The organism is Pedobacter caeni (genome assembly GCF_900129215.1).
GTDB classification, from domain to species: Bacteria; Bacteroidota; Bacteroidia; order Sphingobacteriales; family Sphingobacteriaceae; genus Pedobacter; species Pedobacter caeni.
Genome location: NZ_FQUQ01000006.1, coordinates 22,733 through 39,734, shown reverse-complemented (window position 1 = coordinate 39,734; position 17,002 = coordinate 22,733). Strand labels below are relative to the sequence as shown.

At 41.9% G+C, this 17,002-nt stretch carries 18 protein-coding genes; 11 read left to right on the top strand and 7 right to left on the bottom strand.

Annotated elements, in window-relative coordinates; genetic code table 11:
* Positions 1-52: 52 nt before the first annotated feature.
* Both rpsO and pnp read left to right on the top strand, forming a co-directional pair.
* Positions 53-355: a 30S ribosomal protein S15 gene (gene rpsO, locus BUC20_RS27180; protein ID WP_073235845.1), complete on the top strand. Its 303-nt coding sequence runs from the start codon at positions 53-55 to the stop codon at positions 353-355.
* 117 nt (positions 356-472) lie between these two features.
* The gene (gene pnp / locus BUC20_RS27175) at positions 473-2,620 is read left to right on the top strand and encodes a polyribonucleotide nucleotidyltransferase (RefSeq protein WP_073235842.1); all 2,148 of its coding nucleotides are present in this window, start codon (positions 473-475) and stop codon (positions 2,618-2,620) included.
* Positions 2,621-2,719: 99 nt separating this feature from the next.
* Here the strand turns inward: pnp and BUC20_RS27170 are convergent, their stop codons facing one another.
* The gene (locus BUC20_RS27170; RefSeq protein WP_073235839.1) at positions 2,720-3,217 is read right to left on the bottom strand and encodes a GNAT family N-acetyltransferase; all 498 of its coding nucleotides are present in this window, start codon (positions 3,215-3,217) and stop codon (positions 2,720-2,722) included.
* Between the two features lie 171 nt (positions 3,218-3,388).
* Here BUC20_RS27170 and rpe point away from each other — a divergent pair, with 171 nt between their 5' ends.
* Genes rpe through BUC20_RS27145 form a run of 5 tightly spaced genes read left to right on the top strand, consistent with a single transcriptional unit; the run spans position 3,389 to position 9,814 of the window.
* The gene (rpe, locus tag BUC20_RS27165; protein WP_073235835.1) at positions 3,389-4,060 is read left to right on the top strand and encodes a ribulose-phosphate 3-epimerase; all 672 of its coding nucleotides are present in this window, start codon (positions 3,389-3,391) and stop codon (positions 4,058-4,060) included.
* Positions 4,061-6,442: a TonB-dependent receptor gene (locus BUC20_RS27160; RefSeq protein WP_073235833.1), complete on the top strand. Its 2,382-nt coding sequence runs from the start codon at positions 4,061-4,063 to the stop codon at positions 6,440-6,442.
* A gap of 48 nt (positions 6,443-6,490) precedes the next feature.
* Positions 6,491-7,555 carry a 3-phosphoserine/phosphohydroxythreonine transaminase gene (gene serC / locus BUC20_RS27155; protein WP_073235822.1) on the top strand — a complete coding sequence of 355 codons (1,065 nt, stop codon included), beginning with the start codon at positions 6,491-6,493 and terminating at the stop codon, positions 7,553-7,555.
* 11 nt (positions 7,556-7,566) lie between these two features.
* The gene (locus BUC20_RS27150; protein ID WP_200801052.1) at positions 7,567-8,517 is read left to right on the top strand and encodes a D-2-hydroxyacid dehydrogenase; all 951 of its coding nucleotides are present in this window, start codon (positions 7,567-7,569) and stop codon (positions 8,515-8,517) included.
* Between the two features lie 52 nt (positions 8,518-8,569).
* Complete coding sequence (locus tag BUC20_RS27145) at positions 8,570-9,814, top strand: DUF1015 domain-containing protein (protein WP_073235820.1); 1,245 nt, start codon at positions 8,570-8,572, stop codon at positions 9,812-9,814.
* Between the two features lie 6 nt (positions 9,815-9,820).
* Here BUC20_RS27145 and BUC20_RS34135 read toward each other — a convergent pair whose 3' ends face one another.
* From BUC20_RS34135 to BUC20_RS27130, 4 genes are read right to left on the bottom strand one after another with little or no spacing between them, the layout of a single operon-like run.
* Entirely contained in the window at positions 9,821-9,967 is a 147-nt protein-coding gene (locus tag BUC20_RS34135; protein ID WP_200801051.1) for a hypothetical protein, read from the bottom strand.
* A gap of 11 nt (positions 9,968-9,978) precedes the next feature.
* Complete coding sequence (locus BUC20_RS27140) at positions 9,979-10,488, bottom strand: hypothetical protein (RefSeq protein WP_073235817.1); 510 nt, start codon at positions 10,486-10,488, stop codon at positions 9,979-9,981.
* Between the two features lie 12 nt (positions 10,489-10,500).
* The gene (locus tag BUC20_RS27135) at positions 10,501-10,785 is read right to left on the bottom strand and encodes a putative quinol monooxygenase (protein ID WP_073235814.1); all 285 of its coding nucleotides are present in this window, start codon (positions 10,783-10,785) and stop codon (positions 10,501-10,503) included.
* Between the two features lie 11 nt (positions 10,786-10,796).
* A complete protein-coding gene (locus tag BUC20_RS27130) occupies positions 10,797-11,576 on the bottom strand; it encodes an SAM hydrolase/SAM-dependent halogenase family protein (protein WP_073235811.1) in 780 nt (259 codons plus the stop codon).
* Between the two features lie 102 nt (positions 11,577-11,678).
* Between BUC20_RS27130 and BUC20_RS27125 the strand changes: the two genes are divergently transcribed.
* From BUC20_RS27125 to BUC20_RS27110, 4 genes are all read left to right on the top strand, one after another.
* Positions 11,679-12,656 (top strand): PhoH family protein, encoded by a 978-nt coding sequence (locus tag BUC20_RS27125; RefSeq protein WP_073235808.1) that lies wholly within the window; start codon positions 11,679-11,681, stop codon positions 12,654-12,656.
* A gap of 37 nt (positions 12,657-12,693) precedes the next feature.
* The gene (locus tag BUC20_RS27120; RefSeq protein WP_073235805.1) at positions 12,694-13,647 is read left to right on the top strand and encodes a phosphoribosylaminoimidazolesuccinocarboxamide synthase; all 954 of its coding nucleotides are present in this window, start codon (positions 12,694-12,696) and stop codon (positions 13,645-13,647) included.
* A gap of 171 nt (positions 13,648-13,818) precedes the next feature.
* Positions 13,819-14,205, top strand: a complete 387-nt coding sequence (locus BUC20_RS27115) for an STAS domain-containing protein (RefSeq protein ID WP_073235802.1) — start codon at positions 13,819-13,821, stop codon at positions 14,203-14,205.
* Positions 14,205-15,116, top strand: coding sequence for a ribonuclease Z (locus tag BUC20_RS27110; protein ID WP_073235800.1), 912 nt, complete (start codon positions 14,205-14,207; stop codon positions 15,114-15,116). The genes BUC20_RS27115 and BUC20_RS27110 overlap by 1 nt, the downstream gene beginning before the upstream one ends.
* 66 nt (positions 15,117-15,182) lie before the next feature.
* Here the strand turns inward: BUC20_RS27110 and BUC20_RS27105 are convergent, their stop codons facing one another.
* Together BUC20_RS27105 and BUC20_RS27100 are read right to left on the bottom strand one after the other, a co-directional pair.
* The gene (locus tag BUC20_RS27105) at positions 15,183-16,136 is read right to left on the bottom strand and encodes an MlaD family protein (protein ID WP_073235797.1); all 954 of its coding nucleotides are present in this window, start codon (positions 16,134-16,136) and stop codon (positions 15,183-15,185) included.
* A 14-nt stretch (positions 16,137-16,150) separates the two neighbouring features.
* Positions 16,151-16,996 (bottom strand): N-acetylmuramoyl-L-alanine amidase family protein, encoded by an 846-nt coding sequence (locus BUC20_RS27100; protein WP_073235795.1) that lies wholly within the window; start codon positions 16,994-16,996, stop codon positions 16,151-16,153.
* Positions 16,997-17,002 lie beyond the last annotated feature (6 nt).

The window sequence follows — 17,002 nt, the reverse complement described above, 5'->3', positions numbered from 1 at the left end:
TATCTTTGCAGCCAATTAATTAATCCATACACACTTTAGTATCATTCAAGAAATGTATTTAAGTAAAGAAAAGAAAGCCGACATTTTTAAAACACACGGCGAAGTAGAAACCAACACGGGTTCTGCAGAAGGTCAGGTAGCGTTATTTACATACCGTATTGCGCACTTAACAGAGCATTTAAAGAAAAATCGTAAAGATTTCTCTACTCAGTTGTCACTACAAAAACTAGTAGGTAAACGTCGCGGTATTTTGGCTTATCTATTTAAAAAAGATATTAGCCGTTACCGTGCTATCATCAAAGCTTTAGGGCTAAGAGATATCATCAAACCTTTAGGTTCGAGAGATAGCAAATAAGCGTTAAAATATCAAGAAAAGCCATTCTAAAGGATGGCTTTTTTACTTTGAAAAATAAAATAAATATATATAAATCAGGTGTGTAGAAAGAGGAAAACACACCACAACACTCTTTAAATGAATGTAATAAAAAAATCGTTCGACTTGGGCGATGGAAGAACAATCGAAATTGAAACAGGGAAATTGGCGAAACAAGCTGATGGTTCTGTAGTTGTTAGAATGGGCGATACCATGTTATTGGCTACTGTAGTATCTTCAGTAGGTGCAAAAGCTGGTGTTGACTTTTTACCACTATCTGTAGATTATCAGGAGAAATATGCTGCCGCAGGCCGTATTCCCGGAGGATTCTTACGTCGTGAGGCTAGATTATCAGATTATGAAGTTTTAATTTCACGTCTGGTTGACCGTGCTTTACGCCCGATGTTCCCTGAAGATTATCACTCAGATACTCAGGTGATGATCACTTTGATCTCTTCTGACAAAAATATAATGCCAGACTGTTTAGCTGGTTTAGCGGCTTCGGCTGCGATCGCGGTTTCAGATATTCCTTTCAACGGACCAATCTCTGAAGTACGTGTGGCTAAAATCGATGGTAACTTCGTAATTAACCCTTATGTAAGTGATCTTGAGCGTGCAACTATGGAATTCCTTGTTGCAGGAACTGAAAATGACATCGTGATGGTGGAAGGTGAAGCTGATGAGATCTCTGAGGCTGACATGGTTGAAGCAATTGAATTTGCACACAAAGCAATCGTTGTTCAGGTTCAGGCACAAAAAGAATTGGCTGAATTAGTAGGTAAGACCGTTAAACGTACTTATTCTCATGAAGACAGCAATCCTGAATTAAAAGAAAAAGTGTATGCAGCTACTTATGATAAAGTATATGCAATCGCAAAAAGCAACACGAGCAAAGGTGAGCGTGGTGATGCTTTCGGTGCCATCTTAATGGACTTCATCGCTACTTTAGGCGAAGATATCGATGATGTAACCGGATTCTTATCTAAAAAATATTTCCATGATGTACAATATGATGCTATCCGTAACCTGGTATTAGACGAAGGAATTCGTTTAGATGGACGTGATGTACGCACTGTACGTCCGATCTGGAGTGAAGTAGGTTACCTGCCTTCTGCTCACGGATCAGCAGTATTTACACGTGGTGAAACCCAATCATTAACTACCGTTACTTTAGGTTCTAAAGATGATGAGCAAATGATTGATGGTGCTTTCATCAATGGATACAACAAATTCTTATTACACTATAACTTCCCTGGTTTCTCTACTGGTGAAGTTCGTCCAAACAGAGGTGCTGGCCGTCGTGAAATTGGTCATGGTAACTTAGCCATGCGTTCATTGAAGAAAGTATTACCTGGACTGGAAGAAAATCCATATACCATCCGTATCGTTTCTGATATCTTAGAATCTAACGGTTCTTCGTCTATGGCAACTGTTTGTGCTGGTACTTTAGCATTAATGGATGCAGGTATTAAAATCAAAGCTCCGGTATCCGGAATTGCAATGGGTTTAATCACTGATGAGAAAACTGGTAAATATGCCATCCTTTCAGATATCTTAGGTGATGAAGATCATTTAGGTGATATGGACTTTAAAGTAACAGGTACTGAAAAAGGTATCGTTGCTTGTCAGATGGATTTAAAAATCAATGGTTTGAAATGGGAAGTGTTAACTAACGCTCTAAATCAAGCTAAAGAAGCTCGTTTACACATCTTAAACGAAATGAAGAAAACGATCTCTGCACCACGTGAAGATTACAAAGATCACGCGCCACGTATCGTTTCTCTAAGCATCGACAAAGAATTTATTGGCGCTGTAATTGGCCCAGGCGGTAAAATTATCCAGGAAATGCAACGTGAAACCGGCGCGTCTATCTCTATCGAAGAAGTAGGTAACAAAGGTATCGTTGAAATCTTCGCTGATAATAAAGCGGCTATTGATGCTGCTGTTAGCCGTATCAATGCAATTGCTGCTAAACCAGACATAGGTGCTACTTATGATGGTAAAGTGAAATCTATCATGCCATTTGGTGCATTCGTAGAGATCATGCCAGGAAAAGATGGATTATTACATATCTCTGAGATCGACTGGACTCGTTTAGAAACGATGGACGGTGTGTTCAAAGAAGGTGACAGGATTCAGGTGAAACTTTTGGATATTGACAAACAAGGAAAAATGAAGCTTTCAAGAAAAGCATTATTGCCTCGTCCACCAAAACCGGAAGCAGCTACAGAAAACAAACCTGCATAATGCAACATCAAAAACCCCGCAATTTGCGGGGTTTTTTGTTAAAAAATCTTTTGTTTAAAATGAAATCTGCTTTGATAGCAAGGAGGCTTCTTTTAAAGGTTAAAATACTTTTTCAAAGGCCTTTCGTGCCCCTCCTCTGAAGTATACTTCTCCGCAATAGCTATAACCTAGTTTTTCCAATATTTTCAGCATGGGGATATTGTCGAAGTTGGTGTCCACTTTGATGCTGTGTACTCCTCTGTCAAGACATACACCTTCAATCATTTGAAAGAGCTTTGTGGCAATGCTTTTTCCTTTCGCCAGTTCCGAAGCGGCAACACGGTGTACTACTGCATAATCGTTATTGCTCAGCCATGTTCCTTCTATGGTTTCGTAGGCCGGTTCTTTATCAAAAATGATCGCCGCGTAAGCCAGTACGACTTCGTCTTCAGTAACGACGTAAGCATTTCCATTGTCTGAATCTGCCTGTATGGTGTTCTGATTGGGGTAGCCATCCTGCCATTGATCGCTGCCGTCTTTTCTCCTTTGTTCGATGGCATATTGTATGATTTCCCAGATTACCGGTAACTCCGCTTGTTTTGCCTTTCTTAAGATCATAATGAATGTATTTACTGGTTGTAAAACTAGAATTATTTTTAATTCTAATCACTGGACATGTACTGAATTCTCATTTTTATACTTTCCCCTGATAAATTGCATGACCTGTAGTGTACCATAAAACGGCTTTATTTTTTATATTTACTGCATTAACACTAAAACCCGTTGATCATGAAACACCTCATTGCCCCTTCCTTACTTGCCGCCGATTTTGCAAACCTTCAGCGTGATATTGAAATGGTCAATTCCAGTGACGCAGACTGGTTCCATGTAGATGTAATGGATGGTGTTTTTGTGCCCAATATCTCTTTTGGATTTCCGGTGATGGAAGCGATAAAGAAACATGCCACCAAACCGCTCGATGTACATTTGATGATCGTCAATCCGGATCAGTACATTGAACGTTTCGCAGCAGCAGGGGCATCGGTGATTACTGTTCATTATGAAGCATGTACACACCTCCACAGAACGGTGCAGGCCATTCATGCTGCAGGTTGTAAAGCAGGGGTAGCGCTGAATCCGCATACTCCGGTTACCTTGTTAAAAGACATCCTTGCAGACCTGGACCTGGTACTGGTCATGTCGGTAAATCCCGGTTTTGGCGGACAAAAATTTATCCCCAACACCCTCCATAAATTAAGAGAATTGAAAGCAATGGCGGCCACATTAAACCCGGAGCTGATCATTGAAGTAGATGGTGGGGTAGACATTCATAACCTTGGAGATTTAATCCAGGCCGGGGCAACAGCCTTTGTTGCGGGAAATGCCATCTTCGCAGCAACATCGCCAAAAGAAATGATTTCTGAATTAAAAAATCTCAATGCGGGTCTCCTAAAAGTTTAAATGCATAAACGCCTCCTGTTGCTCTTTGTTCTTCTCCTGGCTTTAACAGGGTTGAAGGCGCAACCTTTAATAAAGGTGACAGGATTGGTGACGAATGAACTGAAACAACCTTTGCCGGAGGTTACCGTCCGGGTAATGGGGCAGGACCAGTCTTCCTTAACGGATGAGAAAGGCAATTATACCATTTACTCTTCGAGCACTTCCTTCGTTTTAAAGTACTTCCTGCTGGGTTATAAACCGGTACTGATCACGATCAGTCATGATCAGGCCGGCCGGTTGATTCAGAATGTCAGCCTCAGCGAAAGCAGTAATGAACTCGAACAGGTCCGCATTACCAGCAGACAAAATCAGCTGAGCAACAGCACAACGATAAATATTGCCGGAATAGCAGCAATGCCATCTCCCTCGGGGAATTTTGAATCCATCCTTAAAACCCTGCCTGGAGTATCTGCTAACAATGAACTATCAGCCCAATACAGTGTAAGAGGAGGGAGTTTTGATGAGAATCTGGTATATGTAAATGATATTGAAATCAACCGCCCTGTCCTGATCCGGAACGGACAGCAGGAAGGACTGAGCTTTATCAATAGCGAATTACTGAGCAGCGCTAAGTTTTCTGCCGGAGGTTTTGAGGCCAGGTATGGAGATAAACTTTCTTCTGTACTGGATGTTAAATATGGACGGCCAGATAGCAGTCAGACGGTTTTAACGGTAGGCTTGAACGGAGCTTCTTTAAGCACTAAACTGCTAAGGCAACATAGTTTCCTGCTGGCAGGATTACGCTATAAAAACAATACAGGCATCTTAAATACACAGGAAAACAAAGGAAGTTACCGGCCGAACTTCACAGATGCACAGCTGATTTTTCAACAGGAACTCTCTCCGAAGGTCAGCCTCAACTTTCTGGGAAGCATCAACAGCGGAACGTTTAAACTCATTCCGGAAAGCCGGCAAACAGAGTTCGGTACTTTAAGCAGAACGATGAGACTGAATGTGGATTATGATGGAGAAGAAACAGATGATTACCGGACCCTGGCTGGGGCAATCACCACCTTGTATACCCCAAAACCAAATATGGTGGTCAAATGGATCAACAGCTATTTTAATACCCTGGAAAGGGAGAAAATAGACATCCAGGCAGCTTATTTTTTAAGTGAGCTGAGTCCTGTACTCGAAAATCAAGGTTCCGGACCAGGCGCAACAAATAAAGGTATTGGCGGATATTTTACTTTTGCAGATAACAGGCTGCGCTCCCAGAGTTTTAGTTCTGAATTAAAAGGAGACCAGACCTTTAACAGCCATACTTTTTCCTGGGGATTGCGTTTTGAACATAAAAATTATAACGACCAGCTAAACGAATATAGCCTGATCGACTCTGCCGGAATAACCCGGTTTTACGGAGGACCAGTTATTGAAGCTAAGAATAAGCTGAACATCCGTTATTACAGTGCCTATGTTCAGGACAGTTACCGCCTTTCTGCACATACAGACCTTCAGCTTGGGCTGAGGGTGAATTATAATGACCTGAGTGAGCAATTGCTGTTTAGTCCGCGTTTATTGCTGGCTTACCGGCCTTCCGGGAACAACAAAATTTTCAGATGGAGTGCCGGAGTTTACCAGCAGGCACCAGACTACCGGAGCATCAGGGATTTCCTGGGGCAACTGAACCTCCGTCAAAAAGCGCAAAGATCTTACAATGCTTCTGCGGGAATGGATTATGCTTTTGATGGATTGGGAACAAGGTTGAAGTTTAGTACGGAAGCCTATTTTAAATACCAGGACAGACTGATCCCTTATATGATGGACAATGTGCGGATCAGATACCTGGCCGGCGAAACGGCGAAAGGATACACCTATGGTGCAGACTTCAGCATCGGTGGTGAGTTTGTGAAAGACCTGGTTTCCCATTTCAGGCTCTCCCTGATGAAAGCGGAACAAAATATAGCGAATGATCAGGCTGGTATGCTGAAACGTCCTACAGATCAGCGGCTGAACTTCTCCGCCTATTTTCAGGACCGCCTGCTCAATAGTCCAACTTATAAAGTACACCTGAACCTGCTTTACGGATCAGAACTGCCCATTGGTGCGCCCTCCTCAACCCGTTACACCGACAATTTTCATATTCCTGCCTATAAACGGATAGATATTGGTTTCTCCAAAGATTTTCTGGACGATGCAGCCTTAAGAAAACCGGGCTTTCTGGATAAATATTTCAGCTCCTGCGCGCTTTATGCAGAGGTGTTCAATTTATTGAATATAGATAACACGGTGTCCTACCTCTGGCTGAAAGACCTGAATAACGTTCAATATGCCATCCCTAATTATTTAACAGGCAGAAGAATCAACCTGAAACTCATCATTAAGTTTAAAAATTCGAAATAATAAACCACAGAAAATATTACATTTACAACTAATAAAAATAACATAAAAATGAGACATAATTTCGGCGCTGGACCCTGTATCCTACCACAGGAAGTTTTCAAGCAAGCATCACAAGCAGTACTTGATTTTAAAGACGGCTTGTCTATTCTGGAGATCTCTCACCGCACACCTGAATTTGAAGGTGTAGTTGAAGAGGCCGGGAAGTTGGTTAAAGAATTGTTAAATGTTCCTGCCGGTTATTCCGTTCTCTTTTTGCAAGGTGGTGCGAGTTTGCAATTTGCAATGGTTCCTATGAACCTATTGCCTGAAGGCCAAACAGCCAGTTACCTGGAAACAGGCGTATGGGCTAACAAAGCGATTAAAGAAGTCGCTACTTTTGGAACTGCTAATATTGTAGCTTCCTCAAAATCATCGAACTATACCTTTATTCCTAAAGACTATAGTATCCCTGAAGATAGTGCTTATTTTCATTGCACCTCGAACAACACGATTTATGGAACAGAAATGTTCAGCCTGCCTGAAACAAAAGTTCCTGTAGTTTGTGACATGTCATCAGACATCATGAGCCGCGTAATTGATGTTGCTCAGTACGATCTGATCTATGCTGGTGCACAAAAGAACATCGGCCCTGCAGGTTTAACCGTAGTGATCGTGAAAGACGAAATCTTAGGTAAAACAGGTAGAAAGATCCCTTCAATGCTGGATTATAAAGTACATGCAGAAGGTGGTTCTATGTACAATACCCCTCCGGTATTCTCTATTTATGTAGCCATGCTGAACCTGAGATGGTTGAAATCTAAAGGTGGTGTAGCTGAAATTGAAAAAGAAAACATCGCTAAAGCGAAAGCTTTATATACTGAAATTGATAGAAATCCATTGTTCAAAGGTACCTGTGCAGTAGAAGACCGTTCAAGAATGAACATTTGCTTCGTGATGGAAAACCCTGAACTGGAAAAACCTTTCTTAAAGTTCGCAGAAGAAAATGGCATCGAAGGCATCAAAGGTCACAGAAGTGTGGGCGGATTCAGAGCATCGATGTACAATGCACTTCCGATTACGAGCGTACATACTTTAATTGAATTAATGCAGATTTTTGCTGAAAAACACCAATAAAATAAAAATTGATGATTAAGATACTTGCAAACGATGGAATAGATCCCATCGGTAAAGCCATGTTAGAACAGGCAGGTTTTGTTGTGGATACAGAAACTGTTGCCCAGGATAAATTAGTTGATGCTTTACAGAATTATGATGCGATTACAGTACGTAGTGCTACAAAAGTTCGTCAGGAACTGATCGATCAATGCCCAAACCTGAAACTGATTGGCAGAGGTGGAGTAGGAATGGACAATATTGATGTGGAATATGCAAGAGGCAAAGGCCTTGCGGTAATCAATACCCCTGCAGCCTCATCCTTATCTGTTGCAGAACTGGTATTTGCACACTTATTTACCGGTGTCCGCTTTTTACAGGATGCCAACAGAAAAATGCCTGTTGAAGGAGATACTAAATTCAATGCATTAAAAAAAGCATATGCTAAAGGAGTGGAACTGAGAGGTAAAACGATCGGTATCATCGGCTTCGGCAGAATCGGAAGAGAAACAGCTACAGTAGCTTTAGGCCTGGGAATGAATGTCCTGGCTTATGATCTTTTTCCTTTCGAAGGAAGCCTGACCTTAAACCTTCAGGGTGGCATTAAAGTAGATATCCCGGTGAAAACTGTTTCCCTGGAAGAGGTGATCTCCAACAGTGATTTCATCAGTTTACATACGCCATTTGCAGATAAACCTATCTTAGGTGCAGAAGAGTTTGAAAAAATGAAAGCTGGTGTTGGTGTTGTGAACTGCTCAAGAGGCGGAACGATAGACGAACCTGCTTTGATCGCTGCTTTAGATAGCGGTAAAGTTGCTTTCGCTGGTTTAGATGTATTCGATAACGAACCTACACCTTCAACTGCGATCTTACAACATGCAAAGATTTCCTTAACGCCACATATCGGTGCTGCAACAAATGAAGCACAGGAACGTATCGGTGTTGAACTTGCTACATTAATTATTGAGCATTTTAATAAATAGCTTTTAATGAGGTACCCGAACAAATAGGGTACCTCATTTCCCAATCCATCCTATGCCAAATATAAAGCCTTTCTGCGGACTAAAACCTGCAGTTCACCTCCAGTCGAAGGTGGTTACCCGTCCATTGGAAAACTATGGAACAGGTGAAGCCCGGTTAATTGCGTCCGAAAATGCCTGCAGTTTCCTGCACCTGATTAACCCGGAACTGGACAATCCATATCTCAGGGGGACCCGTCAGGAGCTGATCTTTAAGAAAATAGCGGAAAATTTCGAAGGATTTCTGGACCACCATTACCTGGTCAGAGAAGCCAATCCTGCAATTTATGTGTATCAGGTCGAACACGATGGCTTATGTCAGACAGGGATCTGGACACTTACCCACATTAAAGATTATCTGGAAGGAAGGATCAAAAAACACGAGTCTACTGTAGAACGCAGGGAAAAACTGCTGGCTGATTATTTACAACAAACCGGACTGGATGCCAATCCGGTTCTGATCACCTATCATCCGGATCAGGTGATCGATCAGCTGATTGTAAAATATACTGCTTTAACTCCGGATCTTGATTTTGCTTTTGCAGATCAGAGCCAGCATCGGGTCTGGGCGATTACTGAAACTGCTGATCTTCAACAAATGACGGCTGCTTTCCAGGCAATACCTGCGGTTTATATTGCCGATGGCCACCACAGGGCGGCTTCTATGGCAAAAATGGGCCTTCAGAAACAAGCATTAAACGGGAGCAAACACCAGGGCGACGAATTGTATAATTACTTTACCACGGTTTACATGAATACCAGTGAAGTAAAAGTGTTGGAATTCAATAGATTGGTCCGGGATCTTGGTGCATGGACAGCAACAGCGTTCATGAACGCATTGGAGGAGTGTTTTGTCCTGAAACCATCGGCTACACTGGTGAAACCTCAGGAGTTGCACCAGATTGGGATGTATTTTAACAAACAATGGTATATCTTAAGTCCTAAACCTGCTATTTATGACGACAATGACCCGGTAGGCGTATTGGATGTCAGTATTTTACAGGACTTCATTCTGGAACCTATCCTGGGTATTCAAGACCCAAGAACGGATGCAAGGATCACTTTTGAAGGGGGCAGGACCGAAGTCTCTGCTTTGCAAAGTAAAGTAGATAACGGACTATTTGCGGTTGCTTTTACCTTATTCCCCACCTCTGTTTCACAGGTGATCGCGGTTGCCGAAGCAGATGGCGTGATGCCTCCGAAATCTACCTGGGTAGAGCCTAAATTCCTGGTTGGATTGCTGACCAACTATTTTAATTAACAGAAATTAACGGAGCGAATTGGTCAATACCCAATAACGATAGCCCAGTATTACTTTCTGTAGGTTACTGAGCTTCATCGGATCTTTTTTGTATAAGCTGGGAAGGACAACTTTGTTGACCTTCGCCAGTATTTTGAAAAGCCATGCTTTCATCTGCTGTTGGATTAAATTTTCTTCATTTTCTTAAGCAGCACAAAAGCCGTTCCGCCAAGGGCCAATACCAAAAATATAATCACATAAACGTAAAAGGTCTTGCCTTTTTCCGCTTGTTGCGCTTCCTTTTTAAGAAACTGATTCTGGTCTTGTAATTTCTTGATGGAAAGCATGTACGCCCCGATTCTGCTATTGGTCGTATTGGCCGTATTGATCACTTCTTTTACTTCCTGATCTTTATAATCCATCAGGATTTTGAGTTCCTTAAAGATGTTGTTATCGTTGAGCACAATCTGACGAAGGATCTCATTGGAGTTTTTAATGTCTCTTTTGGTTTGAAATCCGAAGATTCCCGTCCTTGCATCTAAACTCTGGTCATATTGGCCGAAACGCTCGCTTCGCTCTGCAAGAAGCCCGTTGATTTTTAACCGTTGAATCTGATAGGCACTGGTGTCACTTTGAAATGCAGCTGCCTGGAGACCGAACCCAAGCAACAGGAGAAGCAATAAATTTTTGATCATTTGTATGTGTTTCTAAGAGCTCAGCAAACTCCATGCCTCAGCTTTAGACTGGAAGTTGGGTTTTACCACCGTCCAGGTTTCCCGGAAGAGGAGCGACTGTCGATAGTCCTCCAGATGCTGCTCATCCTCCCAGTGACTGATCGTAAAGAATACATTGGGGTCTGCGCTGTCCTGAAGCAATTGGACGGCGCTACAGCCTTTAAATGCAGCGATTTTTGGTTGTACTGTTTTAAAAGTCTCTTTGAATTGGGTAATGAAAGCTGCAGAGAAATGCATTTTTACCAGTCGTATCAACATGAAATTATTTTTTAAGGATGAAATTCAACCCTGACAATATCGCTCAGGTGTAAGCCCAGTAAGCCACTGGCTTTTCCTTTGTTAATGGCGATTTCCAGGTGGTTACTGATGCCAAAAAGACAGAGTTTCTCTCCTTCCGGAACTTCATTGTAATGCCAGCTCAGCTGGGTAATGGTTTCACTCTTTCTGAAGTATAAAGTAAAGTCCCTGTTCCGCTGGATTTTCGTGAATAATTCTTTCGTAATATTGGTAATGACATTGGAGAAAGTATCGATATAGATGACGCTTCCACGGATGATATCACGCTCAATTACAGGGTTTAATAACATGCGCTCCTCGACACTGTCGGTCGGCATTCCGATGTCCCTTAACCTGCCGCCTTTGGCCAGATGGATGGCTGCTTTTACAAAAATATCCACCAGTGGGAAATGAAGGTATTTCAGGTCCTGCATGATGTTCAGCTCCACGATTTCATCTGGAATTTCCTCAAATAACAAAGAGAAAATACCATTGTCAGCACCCACAAAATAATGATCCCTGTATTTCAGGGCAATGTATCTGGTGTTTTCGCTGAACACAGAATCGATACCGATCAGGTGCACAGTGCCTTTAGGGAAATAAGGATAAACATTCTTTAAAACGAATGCCGCATAAGAAATATTGAAGGAAGGAACCTCATGCGTTACATCAACAATATTGGCCGTAGGTAAGATACTCAGGATACTGCCTTTAAGGGCAGCCTGATAAAAATCTTTGGAACCTAAATCTGTTGTTAATGTAATAATGGCCATTAAAAATTGAATATTTATTCTTAATCTTGCGTAAGCGGCAAATCGCGTACAAATATTCAATTTTTATATCAAAATATACACCTCTATCTAAAAAACAATATTTTGAACGAACTTAAATTAACATTAGAATCGGTAGATCCGGTCCAGTTTTGGGGAGCAAACAATGAGAACTACGAGATCATTAAGAACGCTTTTCCTAAGCTTAAAGTAGTGGCCAGAGGCAATGAGCTGAAAGTATTGGGGGATGAGAAAGAGCTGAAAGTTTTTGAGCAGAAGTACACGCTGTTGCTGAATCAGCTGGAGCAGTACAGCTCATTAACGGCAAGTGACGTAGAATCTATCCTGGTTTCTAAGAAATCAAGTCCGGCTTCGGAAAATGGAACAGCCGAAAAGGCGGCTCCAGCCGGAGGTAGTGGTGGAGGTGAAGTCATCGTGTTTGGTACCAATGGTTTAATGGTGAAAGCCAGGACAGCCAACCAGAGACGCATGGTGGACAGCATCGTAAAAAACGATGTGCTTTTTGCCATCGGCCCTGCCGGAACAGGAAAAACCTATACCGCAGTAGCGCTTGCCGTAAGGGCATTGAAAAATAAAGAAATTAAAAGGATCATCTTAACCAGACCTGCAGTAGAAGCAGGAGAGAGCCTGGGCTTTTTGCCCGGCGATCTGAAAGAAAAAGTAGATCCATACCTTCGTCCGTTATATGATGCCCTGGATGACATGATCCCGGCAGAAAAACTGAAACTTTACCTGGAAAACAGAACGATAGAAATTGCTCCTCTGGCATTTATGCGTGGAAGAACACTGGACAACTGTTTTGTAATCCTCGATGAGGCCCAGAATTCAACTGACCTTCAGCTGAAAATGTTCCTCACCAGGATGGGGCCTTCCGCAAAGTTCATTGTCACGGGCGACATTACCCAGATCGATTTGCCCAAAAAGCAAATGTCCGGATTGCATAATGCCTTACGTATCTTAGATGATATTCCCGGTATTGAAATTATTTACCTGACAGGGGAAGATGTAGTGCGGCATAAACTGGTAAAAAGAATTTTAAAAGCCTACGGCGATATCCAATAATTTAAGAACAAATAACAACAGCTCTTTGGCAAATACCATGACAGCAATTAAAGAAACAAATTTTAGCTTTCCAAAGCAAACCAATTTTTACAAGGGAAAAGTGCGTGATGTATACACGATCAATAACCAGTTTATGACCATGGTTGTAACAGACAGGATATCTGCATTTGATGTGGTATTACCCGAAGCTGTTCCTTTTAAAGGACAAGTGCTGAACCAGATCGCCGCGAAATTCCTGAATGCCACGAAAGACATCGTCCCGAACTGGGTGATCGATGTGCCGGATGAAATGGTGACCATTGGAAGGATCTGTGAGCCTTTTAAGGTAGAAATGGTGGTGAGGGGATACCTTGCAGGACATGCCTGGAGAGAATACAGCGCTGGCAGACGCAGTGTCTGCGGAGTGGCTTTACCGGAAGGATTGAAAGAAAATGACAAGCTGCCTCAGCCGATCATCACCCCAACCACTAAAGCTGCGGTAGGACATGATGAAGACATTTCCAGAGCAGACATCTTAGCGAAAGGGATCGTGTCTCTTGAAGATTATACTCAATTGGAGGCCTATACTTATGCTTTATATGAGCGTGGTACTCAAATGGCTGCCGACCGTGGACTGATCCTGGTAGATACGAAATATGAATTCGGTAAAGTAGGAACAGAAATCTTCCTGATTGATGAAATTCATACGCCGGACTCTTCACGTTATTTTTATGCGGAAGGATATGCCGACAGACAGGCTACAGACGAACCTCAGAAACAATTGTCGAAAGAGTTTGTACGTAAATGGTTAATCGAGAATGGTTTTCAGGGTAAAGACGGACAAAGCATTCCGGTGATGACACCAGAAATTGTCAACTCTATCTCCGATCGTTATATCGAACTTTATGAGCAGATCACCGGAGATACCTTCGTTAAAAATGAAGCTTCGGATGTGGTTAAACGCATCGAGGCCAATGTAGTAAAATCTTTAAACGGACTTTTAGCAAACTAAAACCCATTTTTAAAACCAGCGGTTGTCATTCGTATTCCATCGGATGACGACCGTTATATCAACCAGCCAAACCGGATTGCCAACCTTTAACAAGGAAATTATTATAGCATATCCTTACTAAAACAGATAAAATTAATTACTTTAGCAACAACATATAAATAAATCAATATCATGAAATTTTCAGTAGACAAGCACGAAAAGTATGTGGTTCTAAAACTTAGAGAAACTAAGTTCACGAACGACAATACCCCTAAGTTAAAATCTGAGTTCATTTTATTGAACGCAGAAGGTTACCACAACATTGTTCTGGATTTATCCGCTATAAAGGAATGTAATGATTCTCAGGACCTGAGCAGCTTACTGGTGGGAGACCGTTTATGTAAAAATGCAAACGGCATATTTATTCTTACCGGAGTAAATGGCGTTGTTGCTAAAATACTGGAAATGTCTAACCTGGACCAGTCATTGACCATTGTGTCGAAACTTAAAGAAGCAGAAGACCTTATTTTCATGGAAGAGATTGAAAAAGAGTTGTTGGGGAGTGTAGATAAAGGTTAATGAAGTTTGAGGTTACCATTTTAGGTAGCAGCTCTGCTACTCCTGTATACAATAGAAATCCAAGTGCCCAGCTTCTGAACTGTAATGAGAAATTTTACCTGATCGATTGTGGGGAAGGGACCCAGCAACAATTGATCAAGTATGGTTTTAAAGCGAGCAAAATAGATTTTATATTCATCAGCCACCTTCACGGGGATCATTATTTCGGATTGATCGGATTGCTCTCTACCATGCATTTGAATGGAAGGATCAAACCGATTAAGATCTTTGGACCTGCCGCTTTAATGGAGATTCTGGAGCTGCAGTTTAAACATTCTGAAACGATACTCCGCTATCCTTTGGAATTTGTTCCCATCACTGCGGATGAACCCCGTCTGATCTTCGAAAATTCCGACCTGACCGTATCAACGATTGTCCTGAACCACAGGATTCCCTGCACAGGATTCGTTTTCATGGAAAAGAAAAGGTTACGTAAAGTGATCGTTGAGAAACTGGAAGAAGAAAACATCCCACTGGAATACTATCCTTTATTGAAAAGAGGGGTGGACCTGACTTTACCAGACGGAAAAGTACTCCTGAACCTGGATTATACCACAGACTCAGATGAGCCCAGAAAGTATGCCTATTGCTCAGATACCCTTTGCGATGGCAGTTATTTTGAAGAGATCAAAGATTGTGACACGCTGTACCATGAAGCGACCTTTTTACAGGAGATGCTGGAACGGGCAAATCAAACACACCATACGACCGCTTTACAAGCCGCTCAGACTGCGGTAAAGACGGGAGCAAAGAAATTACTCATCGGACACTTTTCGTCCAGATACAAGACCTTACAGCCGCTATTGGAAGAAGCTGTACAAGCTTTTGAAAATACCCAGCTGGCTCAGGAAGGAAGTACCTTTCAGATCTAAAGGAAATTAAGCATAAAAAAAGGCTTCAGGATATCCTGAAGCCTTTTTTTATGGGTCCTGTGTGGACTATTTATCTTTCTTTGAACCACCACCGAATACCGAGAAGTGAACGTAACGTTTAGGATTTTCTTTTAAGTCGATGATCAGCTTGTCCAGGTTCTGTGAAGCACTGTTCAGGTTGTCATACATTTTAGTATCGTTGATCAACAGGCCTAAAGTACCTTTACCTTCATTGATCTTGCCTACGATCGCCTGTAGATCTGCCATTGATTTATTGGCATTGTCTATGGTCTGCTTGAAGTTTGCTGCAGCTACCTGATCGGTAATGCTGCCAATATTGTTCAGGATGCCGTTGATCTTTTCATTATTGTTTTTCAGGTTCGCAGAGATCGCCTCTACATTGGCAAGGATAGAAGAGATTCTCGTTCCTTCAGAACCTACCAGGTTGTCTACCTTTTTAGAAGTCGCCTCTAAAGAAGCAAGGGTAGAAGCAATGCTGTTGAAACTCTTGTCTACATTTTTCTGGAAGTTCGGGTTAAGGATAGAGTTTACACTCGTTAAGATCGAATCCATTTTTGCAATGATCAGCTCTGCCTTTTTCTGTACCGGCTGAACCGTTTCCATCAGGCCTTTAGCCACATTTGCGTTTAAAGTATCTCCGTCTTTCGCATATACATTTCCCGTTCCTAAAGCCATGATGATCGCTTTACCACCTAAAAGGTCAATACTTTCCAGTTTCGCTACACTATTTTTAGGGATTTCATATTTCCCTTTGATTTTTAAAGTAGCGATAATCGTTCCGTCAGATTGAAGGGTGAGCTTATCTACACGGCCGATCTGATAGCCGTTGATCAAAACAGGTTTAGATACACCAAGTCCGTCTACGTGCGAATATCTGGCATACAATACCGTCTCGCTGGAAAAAATGGCATTGCCTTTTAAAAAATTGTAGCCAATGATTAATAGGGCTATGGAAAAGGCTGCTAGTATGCCTACTTTGGTTTCGTTTGCTATTTTCACGTATATGTGTTTACTTAATTTACTTCTGTTTGTTTCTTATATTTCTTTACGGCATCAAAAATAGCACTCACGATTTCCGATTGTCCGCTGGCAGAATTCATATAATTCTCCTCCGCCGGGTTTGATATAAATCCGATTTCCGTTAACACAGCAGGCATTCCAACCCTTTGTAAAATTAAAATCCCCTGCTCTTTTACTCCTCTGTTTACTCTTTTATTCTCGTTTGTGTAGTTGTCCTGAATCAAACGGGCCAATTTCAGGCTTTTATCTCTAAATGTATTCTTAAACAAAGATAGTATAATAAATGTTTCAGGATCATTGGGATCGTAACCGTCGTAATTTTGTTTGTAGTTTTTTTCCAGCTTGATATCGGCATTCTCCCTGATGGCCACATCCTGCTCATTGAGGCGGTGTGTACCGGCCACGAAAGTCTCCGTACCGCTGGTTGAAGAGTTCTTTACATAAGCATATTTTGGAATCTTTTTGCCTTTTTTCCCTTTGGTATATCCGGCAACCACCCTTCTGTCGGGCATGGAGTTACAGTGGATAGAAATAAAGATATCTGCTTTGGCATCATTGGCTATTTCAGCCCTCTTATAAAAATCCACATCCACATCGGTTTTCCTCGTATACAGGACCTTCACCTCAGGCATGTCTTCTTCAAACTTTTTCCCCAGTCTCAATGCCACCTGTAGGGCTACGTTTTTTTCTACGGAGTAACTGCCTGCAGCTCCCGGCTTGCCGCCCCCATGGCCGGCATCGATCACAATGGTTTTAACTTTATATCCTTGCGAAAAAGCAAATTCTGAACTTATAAACAATAAAATGGTAAACAAGAATATACTTCTTTTCAATCTCATCAGGCT

Coding starts and splice junctions, on each gene's coding strand:
- rpsO (WP_073235845.1), top strand. CDS start 53: ATGTATTTAAGTAAAGAAAAGAAAGCCGACATTTTTAAAACACACGGC.
- pnp (WP_073235842.1), top strand. CDS start 473: ATGAATGTAATAAAAAAATCGTTCGACTTGGGCGATGGAAGAACAATC.
- BUC20_RS27170 (WP_073235839.1), bottom strand. CDS start 3,217: ATGATCTTAAGAAAGGCAAAACAAGCGGAGTTACCGGTAATCTGGGAA.
- rpe (WP_073235835.1), top strand. CDS start 3,389: ATGAAACACCTCATTGCCCCTTCCTTACTTGCCGCCGATTTTGCAAAC.
- BUC20_RS27160 (WP_073235833.1), top strand. CDS start 4,061: ATGCATAAACGCCTCCTGTTGCTCTTTGTTCTTCTCCTGGCTTTAACA.
- serC (WP_073235822.1), top strand. CDS start 6,491: ATGAGACATAATTTCGGCGCTGGACCCTGTATCCTACCACAGGAAGTT.
- BUC20_RS27150 (WP_200801052.1), top strand. CDS start 7,567: ATGATTAAGATACTTGCAAACGATGGAATAGATCCCATCGGTAAAGCC.
- BUC20_RS27145 (WP_073235820.1), top strand. CDS start 8,570: ATGCCAAATATAAAGCCTTTCTGCGGACTAAAACCTGCAGTTCACCTC.
- BUC20_RS34135 (WP_200801051.1), bottom strand. CDS start 9,967: ATGAAAGCATGGCTTTTCAAAATACTGGCGAAGGTCAACAAAGTTGTC.
- BUC20_RS27140 (WP_073235817.1), bottom strand. CDS start 10,488: ATGATCAAAAATTTATTGCTTCTCCTGTTGCTTGGGTTCGGTCTCCAG.
- BUC20_RS27135 (WP_073235814.1), bottom strand. CDS start 10,785: ATGTTGATACGACTGGTAAAAATGCATTTCTCTGCAGCTTTCATTACC.
- BUC20_RS27130 (WP_073235811.1), bottom strand. CDS start 11,576: ATGGCCATTATTACATTAACAACAGATTTAGGTTCCAAAGATTTTTAT.
- BUC20_RS27120 (WP_073235805.1), top strand. CDS start 12,694: ATGACAGCAATTAAAGAAACAAATTTTAGCTTTCCAAAGCAAACCAAT.
- BUC20_RS27115 (WP_073235802.1), top strand. CDS start 13,819: ATGAAATTTTCAGTAGACAAGCACGAAAAGTATGTGGTTCTAAAACTT.
- BUC20_RS27110 (WP_073235800.1), top strand. CDS start 14,205: ATGAAGTTTGAGGTTACCATTTTAGGTAGCAGCTCTGCTACTCCTGTA.
- BUC20_RS27100 (WP_073235795.1), bottom strand. CDS start 16,996: ATGAGATTGAAAAGAAGTATATTCTTGTTTACCATTTTATTGTTTATA.